Annotated in this window: 19 protein-coding genes; 11 read left to right on the forward strand and 8 right to left on the reverse strand. The window is 52.8% G+C overall.

The annotated features are described in order from the left end of the window. Positions 1-109 precede the first annotated feature (109 nt). The 3 genes from AB1L42_RS06615 to AB1L42_RS06625 all read right to left on the reverse strand — a co-directional run bounded on the left by AB1L42_RS06615 (position 110) and on the right by AB1L42_RS06625 (position 3,418). On the reverse strand, positions 110-706 hold the full coding sequence (locus AB1L42_RS06615; RefSeq protein ID WP_367052672.1) for a hypothetical protein: 597 nt from the start codon (positions 704-706) through the stop codon (positions 110-112). Between the two features lie 331 nt (positions 707-1,037). Then, entirely contained in the window at positions 1,038-2,234 is a 1,197-nt protein-coding gene (locus AB1L42_RS06620) for an ABC transporter permease (RefSeq protein WP_367052675.1), read from the reverse strand. Between the two features lie 80 nt (positions 2,235-2,314). Then, positions 2,315-3,418 (reverse strand): substrate-binding domain-containing protein, encoded by a 1,104-nt coding sequence (locus AB1L42_RS06625; protein WP_367052677.1) that lies wholly within the window; start codon positions 3,416-3,418, stop codon positions 2,315-2,317. Positions 3,419-3,761: 343 nt separating this feature from the next. Here AB1L42_RS06625 and corA point away from each other — a divergent pair, with 343 nt between their 5' ends. Next, the gene (gene corA, locus AB1L42_RS06630) at positions 3,762-4,868 is read left to right on the forward strand and encodes a magnesium/cobalt transporter CorA (RefSeq protein ID WP_367052679.1); all 1,107 of its coding nucleotides are present in this window, start codon (positions 3,762-3,764) and stop codon (positions 4,866-4,868) included. Between the two features lie 65 nt (positions 4,869-4,933). Here corA and AB1L42_RS06635 read toward each other — a convergent pair whose 3' ends face one another. From AB1L42_RS06635 to AB1L42_RS06650, 4 genes are all read right to left on the reverse strand, one after another. Beyond that, positions 4,934-5,938, reverse strand: a complete 1,005-nt coding sequence (locus AB1L42_RS06635) for a trypsin-like peptidase domain-containing protein (RefSeq protein ID WP_367052682.1) — start codon at positions 5,936-5,938, stop codon at positions 4,934-4,936. 178 nt (positions 5,939-6,116) lie between these two features. Then, positions 6,117-7,013, reverse strand: coding sequence for a phosphoribosylaminoimidazolesuccinocarboxamide synthase (locus AB1L42_RS06640; RefSeq protein ID WP_367052684.1), 897 nt, complete (start codon positions 7,011-7,013; stop codon positions 6,117-6,119). 311 nt (positions 7,014-7,324) lie between these two features. Beyond that, positions 7,325-7,858: a hypothetical protein gene (locus AB1L42_RS06645; RefSeq protein ID WP_367052686.1), complete on the reverse strand. Its 534-nt coding sequence runs from the start codon at positions 7,856-7,858 to the stop codon at positions 7,325-7,327. Between the two features lie 472 nt (positions 7,859-8,330). After that, a complete protein-coding gene (locus AB1L42_RS06650; RefSeq protein ID WP_367052688.1) occupies positions 8,331-9,158 on the reverse strand; it encodes a ribonuclease H-like domain-containing protein in 828 nt (275 codons plus the stop codon). 318 nt (positions 9,159-9,476) lie between these two features. Here AB1L42_RS06650 and AB1L42_RS06655 point away from each other — a divergent pair, with 318 nt between their 5' ends. From AB1L42_RS06655 to AB1L42_RS06690, 8 genes are all read left to right on the forward strand, one after another. Next, entirely contained in the window at positions 9,477-9,650 is a 174-nt protein-coding gene (locus AB1L42_RS06655; RefSeq protein ID WP_367052690.1) for a hypothetical protein, read from the forward strand. Positions 9,651-10,447: 797 nt separating this feature from the next. Continuing rightward, positions 10,448-11,005, forward strand: a complete 558-nt coding sequence (locus AB1L42_RS06660; protein WP_367052693.1) for a DUF309 domain-containing protein — start codon at positions 10,448-10,450, stop codon at positions 11,003-11,005. 41 nt (positions 11,006-11,046) lie between these two features. Then, positions 11,047-11,910 (forward strand): hypothetical protein, encoded by an 864-nt coding sequence (locus AB1L42_RS06665; protein WP_367052696.1) that lies wholly within the window; start codon positions 11,047-11,049, stop codon positions 11,908-11,910. 162 nt (positions 11,911-12,072) lie between these two features. Continuing rightward, positions 12,073-12,522: a SufE family protein gene (locus AB1L42_RS06670; protein WP_367052698.1), complete on the forward strand. Its 450-nt coding sequence runs from the start codon at positions 12,073-12,075 to the stop codon at positions 12,520-12,522. A 9-nt stretch (positions 12,523-12,531) separates the two neighbouring features. After that, a complete protein-coding gene (locus AB1L42_RS06675) occupies positions 12,532-13,773 on the forward strand; it encodes a SufS family cysteine desulfurase (protein ID WP_367052700.1) in 1,242 nt (413 codons plus the stop codon). 181 nt (positions 13,774-13,954) lie between these two features. Further along, positions 13,955-15,151, forward strand: a complete 1,197-nt coding sequence (locus AB1L42_RS06680; protein ID WP_367052702.1) for a homoserine O-acetyltransferase — start codon at positions 13,955-13,957, stop codon at positions 15,149-15,151. Between the two features lie 2 nt (positions 15,152-15,153). Then, positions 15,154-15,828: a methionine biosynthesis protein MetW gene (metW, locus tag AB1L42_RS06685; protein ID WP_367052705.1), complete on the forward strand. Its 675-nt coding sequence runs from the start codon at positions 15,154-15,156 to the stop codon at positions 15,826-15,828. A gap of 192 nt (positions 15,829-16,020) precedes the next feature. Beyond that, positions 16,021-16,848: a hypothetical protein gene (locus AB1L42_RS06690; RefSeq protein ID WP_367052707.1), complete on the forward strand. Its 828-nt coding sequence runs from the start codon at positions 16,021-16,023 to the stop codon at positions 16,846-16,848. Between the two features lie 95 nt (positions 16,849-16,943). Here AB1L42_RS06690 and AB1L42_RS06695 read toward each other — a convergent pair whose 3' ends face one another. Then, on the reverse strand, positions 16,944-17,297 hold the full coding sequence (locus tag AB1L42_RS06695; RefSeq protein WP_367052710.1) for a hypothetical protein: 354 nt from the start codon (positions 17,295-17,297) through the stop codon (positions 16,944-16,946). 359 nt (positions 17,298-17,656) lie between these two features. Here AB1L42_RS06695 and AB1L42_RS06700 point away from each other — a divergent pair, with 359 nt between their 5' ends. After that, positions 17,657-18,280 carry an A24 family peptidase gene (locus tag AB1L42_RS06700; protein ID WP_367052713.1) on the forward strand — a complete coding sequence of 208 codons (624 nt, stop codon included), beginning with the start codon at positions 17,657-17,659 and terminating at the stop codon, positions 18,278-18,280. Then, the gene (locus AB1L42_RS06705; protein WP_367052716.1) at positions 18,277-18,699 is read left to right on the forward strand and encodes a TadE/TadG family type IV pilus assembly protein; all 423 of its coding nucleotides are present in this window, start codon (positions 18,277-18,279) and stop codon (positions 18,697-18,699) included. Before AB1L42_RS06700 ends, AB1L42_RS06705 begins: the two co-directional genes overlap by 4 nt. Positions 18,700-18,751: the final 52 nt, after the last annotated feature.

An 18,751-nucleotide genomic window follows, 5' to 3' on the forward strand; every position in this document is an offset into this window, starting at 1 on the left:
CAACTCTTTCGGTTGACGTTGTTGTTGAGTTGCTGAAACAAAAAAACTCCGCGGGGCACGAGTGGCCTGCGGAGATTGTTTTGTCATTTCGGATGTACGTTTCGGAGGATCACCGACCGAACAGGCTTCCTGGGTTTCGGCTTCCGCCACCACCGTTGCCGAAGTTTCCAGGATTCTGGTTCCCTGGGTTTTTGTTGAACTTCGGGAATGGGCTTCCACCGGGGTTGCCTTGTGGAGGATTGCTAGAGCCTTTCTTGAACATGTTTCGGGCTCCTGGTTTTTCTGATTCGAGTTTGAATTGAGCTCCGTATTGCTTCACGCCGGTTGAGCTCACAGCTGCTGGTCCCATCAGAGGGGTGAATTCGACCCAGGCGTACTGGACACCGTATCCTGGTCGGAAGAACTCGATGGCAGCTTCGCGATTAGGTCCGATGGCTGACTTTGCCATTTCGAGTTCGCGGAGTGAGCGGAGATTGTAGATCACTTGACCATCTGCTGTGGCACGCATGAGAACATCACCGGGATGCAGTCGTCCGACTGCGGAGTAACCTGGGATCGTGCTTGTCACGTACATTCCCTGATTGACTGCCTGCACGTAGACGCCGAGGAGCAAACCAGATTGAGTTTGAATTCCCTGAGCCTGAGCTTGAACAGTCAGAGTGGAGACGAGGATGAGTGTGGCAGCTGCGGTGGTGGTGAGTTTCATCGGTCAGTCTTTCGTCTTGAGAGAAGGTGGTGGGTCGTCTTGTTGGTGGTCGTTGTTGTGACCAGCGTAGATGACTCTTCTCTTTGCAGACCTCGGACCAAAAGTTGAATGATTCTTTTGTGTTTGTTGTAAGTGTCTTTTGTTAATGGGTTTGTGGGTTTCGTTTTTCGATGAGTGAGTTCTGAGTGAATCAGAAGATGTCGTCGAATTGATCTTACTGGCGTCTCAAGTGTTGTCGAAATGACTTCTTTTTTGCAAAGAGTTCAAGCAAAGGCTGGGTGGAGAGAGGGGCTTCGGCATGGTTGGCCGAATTGGTGGGGCTGATTTTGAGTCAGCGAGTCCGCGAGCGGTTCGAAGCTCGTTCGTAGACAGCTCGGATGGCGAGAATCAAGAGAAGTCCCAGGCCGACGGTGAAGCCGCGTGAAATGGCGTGTTCCGTTGCTGTGACGGCGTAGAGCACGCCCGCGATTAACGACAGGATTCCGACATTCATCAAGCCCAGCCAGCCGGGGAAGAACTGCTTCGAGCGGCCCCCTTCGAAACGAAGAGTGTTAACTGCCACAGCCAGAACAACGAGCACACCGACGACCAGACCTTCAATTCGGTCCGAATCCGTGACTGCCAGCTTTTGCACTGAGTCGATGACAAGTCGGAGGAACAAGGCTCCCAGCATGACGCCAGGAATGGTTCCGATACCCCCAGCGAGGCTGCATCCCCCAACAACCGCTGACGCGATTGCGTTGAGTTCGTAGCCGAGTCCGGCGTTCGCAGCACTCACGGAACCGACATAAGCTGCGTACAGGATGCCGGAAATCGCTGCTGTGACGCTCCCGATACAGTAGGCGAGCCATTTCAGGCGTTCTGTTTGAATCCCTGAGAGCTTGGCGGCGGTTTCGTTGCCGCCCATGGCGTACAGATGCCGACCGATGATCGTTCGGTTCATCATGATCCAGAACACAATTGCCAGAACGATCCACAACGCAACCGGGATCCACCACGCTTCAGACCCGATTGACAGGAGCCGTTCGTCGTTCACGGTGATCTGTTCGCCTCCGGTCATTCGTGCCGACAGCAGGCGAGCGAGGCTTCGAAGGCCGACGAGTGATGCGAGTGTTGCCACAAAAGGTGGAAGCTCGATGATGTTGATCAGCCAGGCGTGAAATGTGCCGATGAGGACGGCGCAGAAGAGCGTCGCGAGCCCGGAAACGACGAGAATCCAGGTGGCGACATCGCCTGTCATGGGCTGTCCGCGGTCGGTTTTGGGGACAAGTAGGACGATCAGTCCGAAAAAGAGAGTCCCGCTGAACGCGATCACCGATCCGCTGGAAAGGTCGATTCCCCCAGCGATGATCACGATCGCTGCGCCGAACGCAAAAACGCCGAGCATGGCAGCATGGCGCATGATGGACTGGGCGTTACCGAGTGGTTGCTGTTGATAGGAAGGGCTGAGCCACGTGGTCACAAGCGTCACGACAGCGATGGCGAGAACGAGACCGAATTCATTTCGGTGTTTCTTTAACAGTTCCATCGGAGTGCGTTACTTTCCAGGTGTTTGGTTCAGTCAGTTCCAGTGAGGTCAGTGGCCGTGATTGGAAATGGGTGGCTGCCTTACGAGCTGACGAGAGACCGTTCTGCCAACCAGGCTTTGAACTCGTCGTAGGTCATGAAGACGGTTTCTGGATCGAACAGATCGGCTGTGATCGCACTTCCGTCGGGAACAACGACTCGCAGGTCAGTTCGATGCAGATCGCCTTCGCCTTCCTGGCTGTAGCTCGGGTAAAATTTGTCAACAGTTTCCTGATCGTCCTCGGAAAGAGCCAGCAGGAGTTCGACGCTTTCGGCACCGATCTGGTAAGGGTTTTGAACCACCATCACGTCAACGTTTCCGTCACCCATTTCTTTGATGCTGGCTTCGGCAGCGTCGAAGCAGAGAACGCGGGTCGATTCTCGGATCTTCTTGTCTTTGACCACCTGGACGATGATCGGCGTGTTGTACGCCCAGATTCCGACGAGCATGTTCAGGTCAGAATTTCGATCGAGAGCACCTTCTACGTTGTTGCGGTTCTTGATCTTGTCAGCACCGTCGGCCAGTCGCTCGATTTCTGTTCCGGTCCCTTCCATGCCTTCAACGAATCCATCCATGCGGGCGACAGCGTTCGCAGCGCTGGTGCTGCCGACGAAGAATGAATACTTCGCATTTTCGGGAGCAATCGCTTTTGCCGCCCGTCCGAGTTCACGTCCTCCAACCAGATTGTCTGTTCCCAGGTAGGCGAATCGGGCATCGCGGAATTGCTCTCGGTCGATGTCTCCGTCAAAGGTGATGACTTTGACTCCTTTGTCCCGAAGCTTTTTCATTTCGCGTGCAATGGCTGCACTTTCCGGGTTGTAGACTGAAATTCCGACAGCTGCGATGTCTGACTGGAGGTTGTACTGCTTCAACTTGTCGAGCTGACCCTTGTCGGTGAAATCACCACGTTCGTAAGAGAGTGTGTAGCCTTTGTCGGCGAGCCCAAGGTCTTCAGCGGCAGCGACAGCACCCGCTTCGCAGGTGTCCCAAAAAGGGTCGGGTCCGTTCGTCAGCAGGACAATTCGTTTGGTACCATTGGCCACTCCCGGACCAGCTTGCGGTGTTTCGCTGGGGCATCCCGAAATGAATCCGCAGAGCAGGCAGAGACTCAGGATTTTTGCAAGTGGATGAACAGGCTGGTGCATGAGTTGTTCCTAGAACGCTTTCGAAAATGTCTTCGCGAATTAGCGCGAGCAAACAGGTCGAAAATCATGTCAAACAGTCCAGAGGAGTGAGGAGCTAAGAGCAAATCGCTCTCGTCAATCGCAAGCCTCTGGATTGATCATATCAGTGATTTTGGTTGCGAAATGAAGATAGGCACTGCCGTTGCTCAAGTCAACGAGGTGTCCTCGGAGCGGATTGGCAATCGGCGATGTCGAATCGATCGTGTTAAGGACGACGAAAATTAACCTTGCGATGTTCTTGACGGCCAAGCGATATTTCAGTCGAAAGCGGTATGTCAGTTCATTTTGAAGGTGGGGAACGATTGTGATTCGAAAATTTGTCCGGAAAGTACGAGCGAAGAAACCAGTCTTTCGTCGTCGTACTCCGAATGCTTCGCCGCCGGGAACAGTTCGCTCGGACTCAAAGAACCTGGATGTCCAGCTACGGCAGATTCGATTTTCGAAAGAGAATCTCGATGACCGACGCATTGAGATGCATCCCAAGCTGCATACGCAGATTCACGATCATTCGCCACAGGAGGCAGTCTTGTGGCTTGATGTTGTGGGAGTCGGCAATGGAGATGCTGTTGGTCAAATCGGCCAGAAGTTTGGGCTCCATTCCTTGGCGCTGGAAGATGTGGTGCATACCCATCAGCGGTCAAAGTACGACGACTATGAGGATCACATTTTCTTTGTGGCCCGCATGTTGAAGTCGACCGATTCGATCGAGAGTGAACAGGTCAGCCTGTTCCTCGGGGCTGGGTTCGTGATCTCATTTCAGGAGCTTGAAGGGGATTGCTTTGAGCCCATCCGAGAGCGAATTCGACAACATACGCGCATCCGTGGACAGCAGGCGGATTACCTCTTCTACGCGATGATTGATGCCATCATCGATGGTTACTTTCCAAGACTGGAAGCGATTGGAGCAAAGCTCGAGGAACTCGAAGAGAAGATTCTCAATCAGAGAGATGAGATTGAGGAAGTCTTCGAACTGCGCCGCGAGATCATGTGGATTCGTAAGAACGTCTGGCAGCTGCGAGAAGCTTTGCAGTCACTGATGACTCACGAGCATCCGCTGATTTCAAGCGGAACGCAAACCTATTTGCGGGACTGTCACGATCACACTGTGCAGCTGATTGAAGTGTCCGAAGTTTTTCGTGATCAGTGTGCGAATCTGCGTGACCTGTCGCTGGCGATGTCGGGTATGAAAGCAAATGAGGTCATGAAGACTTTGACAATCTTCGCGACCATCTTCATGCCGATGAGTTTTATCGCTGGCGTGTACGGCATGAACTTCGACAACAGAGCATCCGACTGGAATATGCCCGAAACTGAATGGACGTTCGGCTATCCCTACGCTCTCGGGTTGATGGCAGCCATTGGAATCGGGCTGTTGTTTTACTTTTGGAGAAAAGGCTGGCTCAAAGAGTGAGCGAAGAGGCACATCAAGATTCGGACGATCTCCTTCGCGTTTCGAGCATTGCAGTCAAGTGGGGGTCAATCCCATCTCATACCGAGGCGAGCGTTCACGTTCACGATCTCCTCGTCTCTGAGCAGTTCCAGCGAGACCGATTTTCCCGGGGGCTCTTCGCCGATGAGGTCTCGCAGTTGTTCGAACGAGCGAACGCGTCGATTTTCAAAGGTGAGCAGGATGTCTCCCTGTTCGACTCCCGCTCGATCGGCGGGCTCGCCAGCGAGGACATCGGTGATGATGAGTCCCGTTCCCGAAGGGTTCACTTTTCCGACGATTCCGAGGTAAGCCCCGCTGTGGGTGCGGAAATCTTCGCCAGCGACAAAGCGTTCCCAACCGTCCGTGTAAGCACTGGCGGGGACGTGAAAGTTCAAGTCGGTGCTTTCACCGATCCGAGTGTTGATGCCGATCAGTTTTCCGTCGATCCCGAAGAGTGGTCCACCTGAATCTCCGCCGACCAGTTCACAGTCGGATTGGATCAGCCATCGATTCTGAAGAATGACCCGCCCTAGTCGCAGGACCTGTCCGCGAGTCACCTGATAGCCGCCGGGATGAGCGAGAACTAGGCACCAGTCGCCGGGGCTTGATGCTTCCTCTGCGATTTCACAGTAGGGCCAGTCGTCTCGACTCGAGCTGATTTGCACCATCGATGCATCGAGGATGACGTTCCGCCCGAGTGTCTTTCCGCGATAGGTTTTGCCGTCATTCGTGACGATTGAGACGGGCCGTCCAGGAGGGCCTGTTACATGGGCGGCGGATAGGATGAGTCCCTTCGGATCGACGATGACTCCGCTGCCTTGAGCTCCTCCGACGCTCAGGTTGACCGTGCATTCTTTCAACAGAGGAACGAGTGTCGAGAGGTGATCCTGCATTTCACGCAGGTCGCCAACCGATGTCGGGGCGGGCTTTGAAAACGCATCGGGGACTCGGTCAATCGCCACCGGCCATCTCTGTTCATCCTGCCCAACAACAGCTTGCGTGATCAGGAGCAACAATGCGAAGGTCGGAGAAATGAGTCGGCGATTCATCATCAGGAGTGCATCAATCAATGAAGGAATATTGAATCGGATGTCACTTCATCATACGCAATGGACAGACCTTCGGACCAGTAAAACTGCGGAAGTAGGAACACCGCTGTCCATATGCACTTGTCGCGCTGCGATTCAAGGCGGGTGTTCGTTCTGCTCTGTTGGCTGGATCGTTGACGCGTTATTCCTCTTTCCAAGCGAAGCTTTCGCCGGTCAATTGTTCGTAGGCGTCGATGTATTTGCTTCGCGTCTGTGAAACGATCTCCGGCGGCAATTCGGGCGGCGGGCTGTTCTTGTCCCAGTTGGTTGATTCCAGCCATTCGCGGACGAACTGCTTGTCGAAAGAAAGCTGCGCGTGGCCTGGTTCGTAAGTCTCTTTCGCCCAGAAACGCGAACTGTCCGGAGTGAGAACTTCGTCAATGAGAATGACTTCGCTGCCGATCAGCCCGAACTCAAACTTGGTGTCCGCGATGATGATTCCGCACTGTTCGGCTCGGCTCACCGCTGTGCGATAGATTTCCAGGCTCTTCTTTCTCAAGTCTTCTGCGAGGTTCGCACCGAGCAGATTACACATCTGTTGGAACGAGATGTTCTCGTCGTGTCCTTGCTCTGCTTTTGTGGCTGGTGTGAAGATCGGTTCCGGAAGCTGGCTTCCCTGAAGCAGTCCCGGCGGGAGTGGCTCTCCGCAGACGGTTTGCGATTTCTGGTATTCCTTCCAGCCTGAGCCTTCCAGGTAGCCTCGGACGACGCACTCGACCGGGATGACTTTTGTTTTTCGAACGACCATTGATCGGCCTTCGAGTTCGGCGAGATTTACTCCTTCCGGAATCGGTAGCTCGCTCGGGTCGAGAGAGAGAAGGTGGTGCGGGAGTGTAATCTGAGAGAACCAGAAGGCACTGATCTGCGTGAGGACGCGTCCCTTGTCTGAAATGGCTGTGGGAAGGATCCAGTCGAAGGCGCTGATCCGATCTGTTGCAATGAGCAGCAATCGGTCTCCGAAATCGTAGATGTCCCGGACTTTTCCGCGTTGCACTGGAACATCGGGAATGGAAGTTGTGACAACCGGAGGGTGAGGCATCGAACAGCGCTTTCAAATCAAGTGGCGTAGCCGGAGTGAGGGGTTCCCGGTCTGCTGGGCTGTGGTCTTAGGAACGGCAACTCTGCAAGCGACCGTTGAAAGTGTCCATGGGGAGTTCAGAATAGCGCAAACTTCTTCCGTGTCGAGCGTGGGAGGGCCGGAAGCCAGTGATGTGCGTCGATGTTGTTGCCGGACCAACAAAAAAGGTGTTCGCAACATGCGGTTGCGAACACCTGATCGAGCTTGAATTTGAAGATCGGTTCTTCGTGTGCACTCGAGTATTACGGGTGCTGAAGAACTTTGAAAATGATCTAGTTCAAGATGGTTTCAGTCTTGGCGACGAGGGCTTTGATTTTGTCGTTCGAAAGATCTGAAGCTTTCAGCTCTTCGTTGACTTTGAGTTTGCCGTCGACCCACATCATCACGGTGACTTCAGCGTCCTTCGAGATTTTGTAAGCAGGAGGTCCGGTTGGGCCATCGAAGACAGTCAATGGAGTCTTTGAAATCGACTTTGATTTCGCGACGTCTTTCAGCTGTGTTTCCTGAGCTTCTGGCTGGTCGGTGAGAAGAACGACGAACGCAGCCATTTTCTTCGATTCGTTTTCTCCGACGGTTGCGTCAACGCTCTGGACGAGAGACGCGACGTTGTCGTTCATTTCGCGAGCAAAAATGCTGACGACTGGTCGGTTGCGGTACTGGCAACGATAGCACAGTTTTTCGCCTGCTGATGGGCCGGTGACGTCTGTCACATAGAACGCGCCGACACCCTCTCCGACTTCCAGTCCTCCAGCCATTGCGACTGAAGAAACAACGAGCAACGCTGCCACTGCACTTAGAATTTTCATTTCGTTCACTCTCCTTTAGGGATAAACTCGCCTTGAGCGTTCCTGACATCACTTGGTTGAAATCGCCTTGAATCCCCTCTGCGTCAATGATTGAGTCGGGACAGGGGAGTTGTTCTCTTTCTGATCATTCAAACTGACTTGTCATGAAAAGGTTCCGCGACAAGTTGGTTCTTGGCATGAGTTGCCGAAATTGATGATCCTGTGTCAGAGCTTCAAGGTGGGATTTCGGAGGCACTGCGTCGTGTGAATGGTATCGCGAAGGTTGTTCTCAGCTTGCCCGAAAGTTCGCTTCTCAGCGAGCTTTTCGTCTGGGCAATTGATCTCCTCGAAACGTTCCTCACGACGAGGTGAGAAGCAGGTGATTGAAGGCGACCACACAGACCGGTCTACAATCAACGCATCTGATCTGGATTGTATGTTCTCTCAATTCAGAATTTCAACGAGGAAACAAGAAATTAGGGAAACAACGTTGTCATTCCGGATTGGGAGGTGGAACCCAGTCTCCCCATCCTTCCAGGTAGTGTGCGATGGCCTGGTCTTTGTCTCGTTGTTCTTCCAGCCAGGCTTTCGTCTCGGCCACGATCGTTCCTTCGTCCTCGATCGAGAGGAGACCGAGTAAGACTCTCGTTCGGAGGAAGACGAAATACGTGTCGAGAACGTCGCAACGACAGTAGTCGTTAATTTCTTGGAGGCGACCAGCGTCGAACAAGTCCTGCACTTGAGACCCATCGATCCCGGACTTCCCAGGTTTTCCGATGAGGTTGGCGAGCAAGTTCAAGCCGCCGTTCATGCGAGTCGCCCCAAAGTTTGAGAAGAGGTCCATCATGTCGACGTGCGAGCGGGAGTTGTACCGATTACGACACTGCTCGTACGCAGGGGCGGAGACGTTGAACCAGTCGGGAATCGAGAGCCCATAGCGGTAGGCAGCGTATTCAAGGACCGGCATGTCGTAACCCCGACCGTTGAACGTCACAAAAGTGGGACGTCCGTAATGTCGCCAGCCGTTCCAGAATCCCTCTGCGATCACATGCGGGCGGAAATTTGGCTCGTCCAGAACGGACATGCCGATCAGCCGAAAGTCTCGGCCAACTTTGGCGACAGCCACGGAAGCGGGCAGCACAAAGGTTGGAGGAAGAACGTCTCGACCGGTTTGCTCAATCAGCTCGTCGCGATATTTCCGCAGTCCCGCCTCTGCAGAGAGCTTCTCGCTGGGATAACGAACTTTGGAAATCAGGTCGCCATCACCAACTGCTTCAACGTCAAAAATCAGATAAGCGACATCCGATGACGAGGCTGGCATGGGTTGTTCTTTCCGGTGTTGAATGGCACTAATTGCTGAACGGGATTGAGCTTAGCAGAATTTTTACAAGCCTGCGAAATTGAGGCACTTCTTCGCTGTGTTTTTGGAAGATGTCGAGTAATCTACACCAAATCTTCGTTTTCAGTGTTCCTTGGGTCGTGGTAGCACTTTTTGATGTTGCTGGCGGAGTCAGCAAAAGGCTCGTGTCGCGTCGCAGTTGTTGGATGACTGCGGTGTTGATTTCGGGATATTGGATCGACGCAAATGCGAACATTTCTAGAGCTTCGAGAGTTCTGCTCGACTCGGCCTGACTGCAAGATGGTGTCTGCACAGGAGTTCATCGACTTGATGATGTCTCATGCAGAATTTGAGCGTGCCGATGAACCTGAAGCAAATTTGCTGGGGCTCATCGACCGAGCAACAGGTGGACGAGTTTTCGTGCGAGCAGAAGAGATCGACATTCTCCGTGGTACTGCTCTGCATCTCAACTAACGTCCAAATAGCGTTTGTTTGCTGAGAGAATCTCGCGAACGAATTGAGCCGCACGCACGGTCAATGTGAGTGGGTGTTGACATCTCACAGGCATGCGCCGCCTTTATCTGGTTTTTCTCGCGAGAGATGCGCAGGATCAGAGTGCTGCATTGCGGTGTTTGCAGCTTGAAACAGCGGCTTTGGGCAATTGTCTTATTAGGTATCTGTGCGATAATCAAATCGTGTGTGACGTGCGGTTCTCAGGGTTTTGTGGAGTGACTCCACGCTGAAAACCGCAGAGTTTGCCAGATTGATACAGATGTCGCGTGGAGAATTCCACGTTCAGCGGAATGTGGGGAAATTGCGAAAATCGATCTACACATTTGCTCGGGCAGGTGTTCTAATCCTTTGGACTCAATGATTTGACGTGTTTAAAGAAGCCTCCGCAAGGGCCTCTTTTGTCAGAAGCAGCGTCAATCTTTTGACGAGTTTTCGGAAGGATTCGCCGGTCTGCTGACCGAAAAGCCGTGAATTGATCACGGATGTTGCGCTGGATCGCCCTCCTCGTGTACTCAACACTCTAATGCATCAGTCTGCTCGTCCCGGGCAGTGATCGTTTTGGGCAGTGATGGTTCTCACTCGCCCTGATGACAATTTCCGGAAAGCGTTCCTGTTCCTGCAAGCGAATTTCGTCTTGAAAGACTCACGGTCTGTTGACCTCTTGTCGATCAGCCATGGTCTGTATTCACTTGTCCGGCACATTTGATGGGTGGAACTGACAATATATTCAATCGGTTCTCGTTTCTCGAGAAAGTGATATGACTTCGACGACCAAATTCATCCGACTCCTGCCTTCGACAGAACTTCCTCGCTACACGCATGTTCCAGGATCTGGAACTCCGCATCCATACCGTGATCCTCGGGGGCACAGCTACAACCGTCGACCACAACCGCCGAAAGCTCTGAAAGAAGAACGCTGGTCTGAAAACAGGAACTATTTGATCGGTCTCGACTACTTCAATCTCGGTTTTTACTGGGAAGCGAATGATGAGTGGGAACGATTGATGCGAGCCACCGGAGCCGATTCTCTGACAGGTTTGTTCCTGAAGGGCATGGTCAAAATGGCGGCGGCCGGAATCAAGGTTCGTGAAGAGAGCATTCACGGTGTCCGTCGTCATGCTGCTTCTGCGGGCGAAGTATTCGCTGATGTGGCTGCCGAATCGGATCGTGATCGCTACTGCGGACTCGATTTTACATTACTTCAATTCGCAGCCGATCGCGCTGCTCAACTCGCTTATCCCACTGAACTCGAAGTGGGCCGACCTCTCCGCGTCTTTCCGTTTGTCCTGACTCCTGAGCCTATCCCGCTTCAGTAAGTCGATGAAAGTGGCGGGTTTGGAATTTCGGAGAAGGCGTCATGGCTCAGAGCGTTTTGAGCAAAGAAGAGTACATCGAACAAGCCTACTTCTTCCGAGTCTATCGCGAACGGCTTGATAACAATACGCCCTCTCAAGAGATCCTCGCCGGACTCAAAGACGAAGTTCTGACGACGACCAAGCTTCCGCTGGCAATTGATTTTCTGATGGGGGAAATTCAACTGAACGGGCGGCTCAGCGATGGGATGGCTCGTCTGAAACACTACTTCCTGCCGTTTCAGACGTTCATCATTCAAATGGCCGAAGAGGACAATTCGAAGTTTGACTTTCGGGTCGCGTTGAAGATTCTGGAACGAGAGGCTGAGTTTCGAAGCTCTGAAGAGATGTCTGCAGCTTCGCTGTTCGTCTATCAGTTCGAGTGTCTCGCACGAAACCGACTCGGTTATGATCGCGGAATTCTCGCGATTTCCGAAGATCCAGCTTACTCAGATGACTGGCAACAATGGATTCGCAAGATCCGTTTTGAGTTGGGGACGGTCGACTTTGCGGATCTCGTTTATCTGCGTTCCGAACAGCACGCGGAAGATGTGCGTCGACGGACGAACAACCCGGAGTATCAGCACTCTTATCCGACACTCTTCGATCGCGATGCTGGCCGCATCGCACGGGCGAATTCGAACAAAGACCCGCTCTACATGTTCGCAGCACTCCAGCGTCAGCTGGGGTATCCTCAAGTTCCGAAATTAACACCGGTCGATCATAAGCAGTCGCTTCATCCGAAACTGGAAGCTCGACTGCAACGACTGGAAGCCAGAGTGGCGTTTCTGGAGCAGGAGGAAAAGGGAGGCATCGACCTGACCGAGTTCTACGAAAAAGGTGGGCAGTTTACCGACGATCCCATGTAGTTAAACGCATTCGAAACAGCTTGAATGTCCACGTGGATCAGAGACTTTTCGGTTGAGGCAATGTAATCGCCCCTTGGACCGAAGTTCTCAGGGTCTTAGAATCCTGAGGAAACAAAGACAAACAGACGCAATCGAAGCTGTGAGAAAAGAGGTGAAGACAGAATGTCTTCTGCATCGTTGATGACGCTGGAAGAACTCATCGAGGAATTTGAATTTCTCGGGGATTGGGAAGCGCGCTGTGACTTTCTGATCGATCTGGGATTTGAGTTGCCGAAGCTTCCCGAAGACCAGAAAATTGAAAAAAATCGGGTCCATGGGTGCCAGAGCAATGTCTGGCTAATTGCGAGCATGGTCGATGCTTCTCCTGAATCCGAGGAGTCAGGGCGAGTCATCGAACTTCTGGCAAATAGTGATGCAATGATTGTGAATGGACTCATTGCGGTTTTGATGGCCATTTACAATCACAAAACGCCCAAAGCGATTCTGGCAACAGACGTCGAAGAGATCTTCAAACAACTTGAGCTGGACCGCCACCTGAGTCCAGCACGAAAGAATGGTCTGTTCGGAATGGTCAAAAAAGTCCAGCAGATCGCTGCCGAAGAAGCAGCTTAAGGAATACTCATGGCAACCCAGCAAGTCGCTCTTTGCGGAGTTCGAGATCAGTTCCCTGTCTTTGGACAAACACTTCCCAACGGGCAACCGGTCACCTTTCTGGACACAGCTGCATCGGCTCAAAAGCCGATTTGTGTGATTGAAGCAGAAGAGAGCGTTCAAAAGAGTCATTACGCGAACGCATACCGCGGAGTCTATGAATTCGGCGCTCAGATCGACGAAGAGCTGGAAGCGACTCGCGAAGCGATCCGGAAGCTGATCGGCGCGGTAGACGCGTCGGAGATCGTCTTCACGTCGGGGTCGACCATGTCGATCAATATGATTGCATTTGGATGGGGAGGGCGGCATCTTCAGGAGGGCGACGAGATCGTTCTCAACGAAATGGAGCATCACGCCAATCTGGTTCCCTGGCAGCAGGTTGCAGAGAGAACTGGGGCCAAGATTGTTTACATTCCTTTGACGGAAGATGGTCAACTCGACCTGCTGGCTTTCGATGAACTCGTCAACGAGCGTACCCGCGTGCTTTCTGTGACCGGAATGTCCAACGTGTTGGGAACGATTAACCCGGTGCGACGTCTTGCGGATCGAGTTCATGAAGCTGGCGGAATTGTCGTCGTCGACGGGGCACAAAGTGTTCCGCATGCACCTGTCGATGTGCAGGCTGACGGGATTGATTTTCTAGTCTTCTCGGGGCACAAGTTGTACGGACCGACTGGAGTTGGAGTCCTGTACGGACGCAAAGATTTGCTCGCAGAAATGGATGCACTGTTGTTCGGCGGGCATATGATCGAACGTGTCACGAAATCGGGATCGACATGGGCTGGTGCTCCAGCCAAGTTCGAAGCGGGCACCTTGCCGATTGTTCAGGCCATCGCTCTTAAGTCCGCGATCGACTTCGTCAACGAACTCGGATTCGAAGCGATTCACGAACAGGAATCTCGGCTGACTCGTTACGCCATGGACGCTCTGACTCAGGTTCCCGGTTTGAAGATTTACGGACCGCGTCTGGAAGATCGTGGAGCGATCGTCAGTTTCACCATCGACGGTGCCCATCCGGAAGATCTGGCCCAGCTGTTGAATCGCAAGGGGGTTTTTGTTCGTCACGGTCATCACTGCACGATGCCACTGCATGATCTGCTGACTGTCTCGTCGACCGTGCGAGCGAGTTTCGGGGTCTACAACACAACCGAAGATGTCGACCAACTGGTCGCTGCGATTGAGTTTGCCCGACAACGATTACGGCTGGCGTAAACTGTTTTCCTGGTTCCTCGGCAATTGAGGAATCAGGAGCGATTTGGTGACTCTCTCAACCATCCAGGGAGATCGGTCCTCTCTCGAACAACATCAAGCTGAGCAAGCAACTCGATTTCCGTCGAGCAGAGGTCTATAATCCACGCTTCGCATAATTCTTGCTGTACAACTCTGGAATCAGATGTCGACAGAAACGGCCCAACCCGATGGTTCGGCGACTTCGTCTTCAAGCAATGTCGCCCGCCAGTTCGCCACGATCTTCTCTCCGCCTCGTCCTCTTGTTCTGGAGAGTGGGGAGCAGATTGGTCCTGTCACGGTTGCGTATCAAACCTACGGAAAACTTTCCCCCGCTAAAGATAACGTCGTCTACATCTGCCATGCCCTGACGGGTGATGCACATGTCGCTGGGCGGCATACTCCTGAGGAACGGAAGCCGGGCTGGTGGGATGGATTTGTCGGTCCTGGAAAAGCGATCGACACTGATCGGTACTTCGTCATCTGTTCGAATATCCTTGGTGGATGTCAGGGGACAACCGGTCCTAGCTCGGAGTGTCCGGAGACCGGGAAACCCTACGGACCAGATTTTCCGTTCATCACCATTCGAGATATGGTGAATGTCCACAACGGGCTGCTCGATCATCTGGGGATCGAGAAAGTGTTGGCAATCGTTGGTGGAAGTCTGGGCGGAATGCAGGTCCTCGAGTGGGCGATCAATCATGCTGACCGAGTCGGCGCAGCTGTGATTCTCGCTTCGGGCGCGAAACTGAATGCTCAGGGGATTGCTTTCAACGCGGTTGGACGTCGGGCGATTTACAGCGATCCGCTCTTTCATGATGGGTGGTATTACGAGCAGTCAGAGAAGCCACGTTTCGGGCTCGCGCTCGCTCGGATGATTGCCCACATTACGTATCTCTCGGAGCAGTCCATCGAACTCAAATTCGGCCGCAAGCTTCAAGACGGCGATGAGTTTCGATTCGACCTTCGATCCGAAACCGAATTCCAAATTGAGAGTTATCTTCACTATCAGGGAAAACGATTCGTCGAACGTTTTGACGCCAACAGCTATCTCGTTCTGACCCGGGCGATGGACTACTTCGATCTGGCTGAGAAATACGGTTCGATTTACGAAGCGTTCGAACAGACGAAATGCCGATTTCTGGTGGTCTCTTACACGACCGACTGGTTGTTCCCCACGTCTCAGAGCAAGGAGCTGGTCCGCGCACTGGTTCAGGCTCGACGTCATGTGACGTTTCGTGAATTAGACAGCCCTTACGGGCACGACGCGTTCTTGATCGATCGGGAGCTTCCGAAACTTGCTTCGCTCGTGAGTCCGTTTCTGGCTCGAACACATCAGGACCTTGCGGAAGGGACTTTCTAAAGATGTGCGCGAAAAGAATCTACATGCCTGATCCCCGGGCAGCAGTCACGAACGATTTGATCATTCGGAAGATTGTTGAGGGGAGTCGAGTTATCGATCTCGGGTGCGGCGATGCCAGCTTGATTAAGCGTTTGCGCGATGAGCACTCGTGTGATGTTCTGGGAGTCGAGCGGGACGAGGAACTTTTCATTCGAGGAATCGAAGCGGGAGTTCCCATGCTTCAGGCGGATATGAATCAGGGGCTCGATGAACTCCCCGCCCAGAGTTTTGATTTTGCGATTCTCAGCCAGACACTCCAGCAGATTGACCGGCCGCTTGATCTGCTGAATGAAATCTTCCGGATCGCTCGCCGTGCTCTGGTGGTTGTGCCGAACTTTGCACACTGGAAAGTTCGATTGCAGATTCTTCTGCGAGGCCGGGCTCCGGTGACGAGCCATTTACCCTACGAGTGGTACGAATCGCCGAACGTTCACTTTCTGTCGATGGTGGATTTCCGCGAATTGGCGAACGAAGGCAACTTCAAGATTGTGCGGGAACTGCCGATCATCGGCAGCCGGGCTGTCAAACGGGCTTCGTTCGCAAACTGGCGAGCGCATAGTGCTCTGTATGTTCTGGAACGCAACTCGAGTGAAGAGTCGCTGAAGTCGAGTGAGAGTCGAGAACTCGTCACCGCTTAAGACCATTTTCAACGATTTGCGTGTGCGTCTATTGTTGTTTCTTTTGGTGATTGCCTTATTTCCGGTCTGATCTCACTTCATTTCTGGGTTAGACTGAAGTGCTTCTTTCGAGGTTGTCTGGTTTTGACGAGATCGAAGTCGGGACTGTCAAACTGGTCGTTGGTCTCGTTTGTTGAGATGAGAAGGCAACATATGCGAAGCTTTCAAGTTCTCTATCTGGTAGCCATTGTCCCGTTGTTTGTCGGAGTGGTTTTCGCTCAGGACGAGACTGTCGAAGGCTGGGTTCCGCCGGATGATCCGAAACCTCAGCAGATCCTGCAGGAAGCTCGCGACGATTTCGCCGCAGGTCGACATTCGCAAGCCCTTGCCAAGCATGTCTGGTTTCATCGTCATGCTTTGGAATACGTCCCGTCGCTGCGCGGAGTCCGGTTGTCGTTTGCTTTGTCGTATTGGGCGGAGCTTGCTGAAGAATTTCCTCCGGCACTCGAAGCTTTGAAAGAAGAACGCGATCAGGTTGCTGAGAGAATTGCTTCGGATGATCAGCCAGCGATTGCGTTTCAAGAACTTGCCGCGCTGAACAACTATCTGGTTGCGCCTGACGAAACAGTGAAGGTCTTTCAAAGACTGCACTTCAAGAATCCGAAACTCGCGAGGGAAGTTTTCTTAGTCGCCAAGCCTTATCTGATTCTCAAGAAGCAGTTTCCGCTGCTGGTGCATTATCTGCCGCCTGAGGAAGAGTCGCTCCGCATTGAGAACACTTATCGGAGCGGGATGGATCGAGCTGAGAAACGTTCGGAAACTGAAAGCAAAACGCTACTGAAGCAATTTTATCGCAAAGCGATGACGAGCGATGCTGCCTTGCTTGTCGCCGTTCTCAAACTGAGCAATCAGAGCGAGCAAGCGGAATCAATCGCGGAACACTTTCGATCACTCTCAGATGCGTCGGAGCATCAAGACGCCATCACATCTGCTTTGAATGGCGAATTTCCGGAGCCGTTTCCAGCTGTGAACTCTGAGTAGAGCGACGTCGAACGGTCTTCACCCATCTTGACTCTTTAAGCGTGCTATCGCTGATTTCAGAAAAGTCGTTTGCACGAGCGATTCTGAAAATCTGCTCAAGCGACCTTTTCGATCTGGCTGACGTCGAGGCGGTTGCTCAGCTTGACCTTCAGGTAGCGTTCGCCGATTGCGTTATAGAAGTAGACAACGTTCTGATCGGCAGCCCAGATGGCACTTAATCGCAAGCTGCGAGGCCCTCGGAGGATGTATTCGACTCCGCAGACCGACCCCTTGGAACGGAGCGGTTTGATTCGTGTTTGAAACTGATTGCTGAGAAGATTTTCTGATTCGCACAGAGTTTCGTGAACAAAACCATGAAGCTCTGAGAAGTCGCTCAAGTTGCGATCGAGTTCCTGCATCGTCTCCGCCTGAGTCGAGAGTAATCGGACATCCTTGTCGGGAGGAATCATCGACTCAGGTGCTTGCCGAAGTTTGGTCAGAATGATGCTGGTATGACAATCCGGCAACTCCGAGATATTCGGGCTGACCGCTACATCTTAACTCTTCGGAATTGTCTCTCACGAAGAGGCTCAACGGTCCTCCAGTTGCCTGTTTGAATTCGTGCTCAAACGTAGCGATGGCAATCGTCTCCGAGATCATCGGGCAACTGTTCGAGTGTGGGTTATTTGTGTGAGAGCAATTGATTGGATTGTTACGACAAGGGAAAGACGTGAAGTTTCGGCAACATCAGCGCCCCGTTGCGGAAACATGTCGTAGGGTTGCATCGTGGATGATTGTGAGAACGGATTCGTTCTCGATGAAAACCCGGATGAGCAGCATGCCCCTCATGATTTTAGTTTTGATCTTCGCCGTCAGCTTGTTCACAGCAGCGACCATTGCGTGGGATGTTCGGTTTAAGAAAATTCCGAACCAGTTGACGATTCCCATGTTTTTCGCTGGCTGGGTTTATCAGCTGGTGATGTCAATGCTCTACGGCTGGCACCATCTTGGTTCCGCTGCGCTGGGATTTCTTCTGGGCTTTGGGATTCTCTTCGTCCTCTGGTTTGTTGGAGGCGGCGGAGGTGGAGATGTGAAGTTGATTGGCGCACTGAGCGTTTGGCTTGGATTTCAAATGACGCTCTACGTGTTGATTCTCAGCACTCTGATCGTGTTGGTCAGCACTGTCGGCGTGGTGCTTTGGAGCTTGATCGTTCGCGGAGCCCGTTCGACGAAGGGGCAGTATCTGGGGACTGGCAAAAATCAAGATGCAAGTGCTCCCCGTTCGGAGACAGCGTCCGACAAAGTCAATCGCCGCGTGATGACATTCGCGGGACCGGTCGGAATTGCAACGTGGGTGGTTCTGTTCTGGTTCTATCCGCAACTGACGACACAACTTTCCGCTGATGAAGCGCGGGATGCATCTGCTGCTGTCACATCGGAGGTTTCCGGATGAGGTCGCGTCATTCTTGCAGCATTGGTGAACGACGACGGGTTGTGAGAACAGGCAGCTTGAGCCTGGAACTCACGCTCGTTCTTCCAATTCTGCTCGTGATGCTCTTCGGTTTGTTTGAATTTGCTTTGCTGTTTAACGCACGAATTGAATTGGACCGGGCCACACGTGCTGGGGCTCGGATTGCGATGATGCAGGGAGTCGATGCTTCGGTTGTAGAGCGAGAAGTGAAGCAATCGCTGAGGCCGAAATTCGCTCGAGCGGTTTCGATTGGAATGCAGCTTGGAGAGTTCTCAGGAGACGAAGTCGTCGTTGAAGCAGGACTTCCGATGACGGTGGCGAGTCCGAATCTGTTGTGGCCGATTGGGTACAACCTTGTCGGGCAGGAGATCGTGACTCTGGTGCGAGTCCGCAAAGAATAGTGGTTGAAGAAAGGTATTGCGCTGGGGCGATTCGCCCACGGGCAATGGGGAG

This window comes from Thalassoglobus sp. JC818, assembly GCF_040717535.1.
Taxonomy (GTDB): domain Bacteria; phylum Planctomycetota; class Planctomycetia; order Planctomycetales; family Planctomycetaceae; genus Thalassoglobus.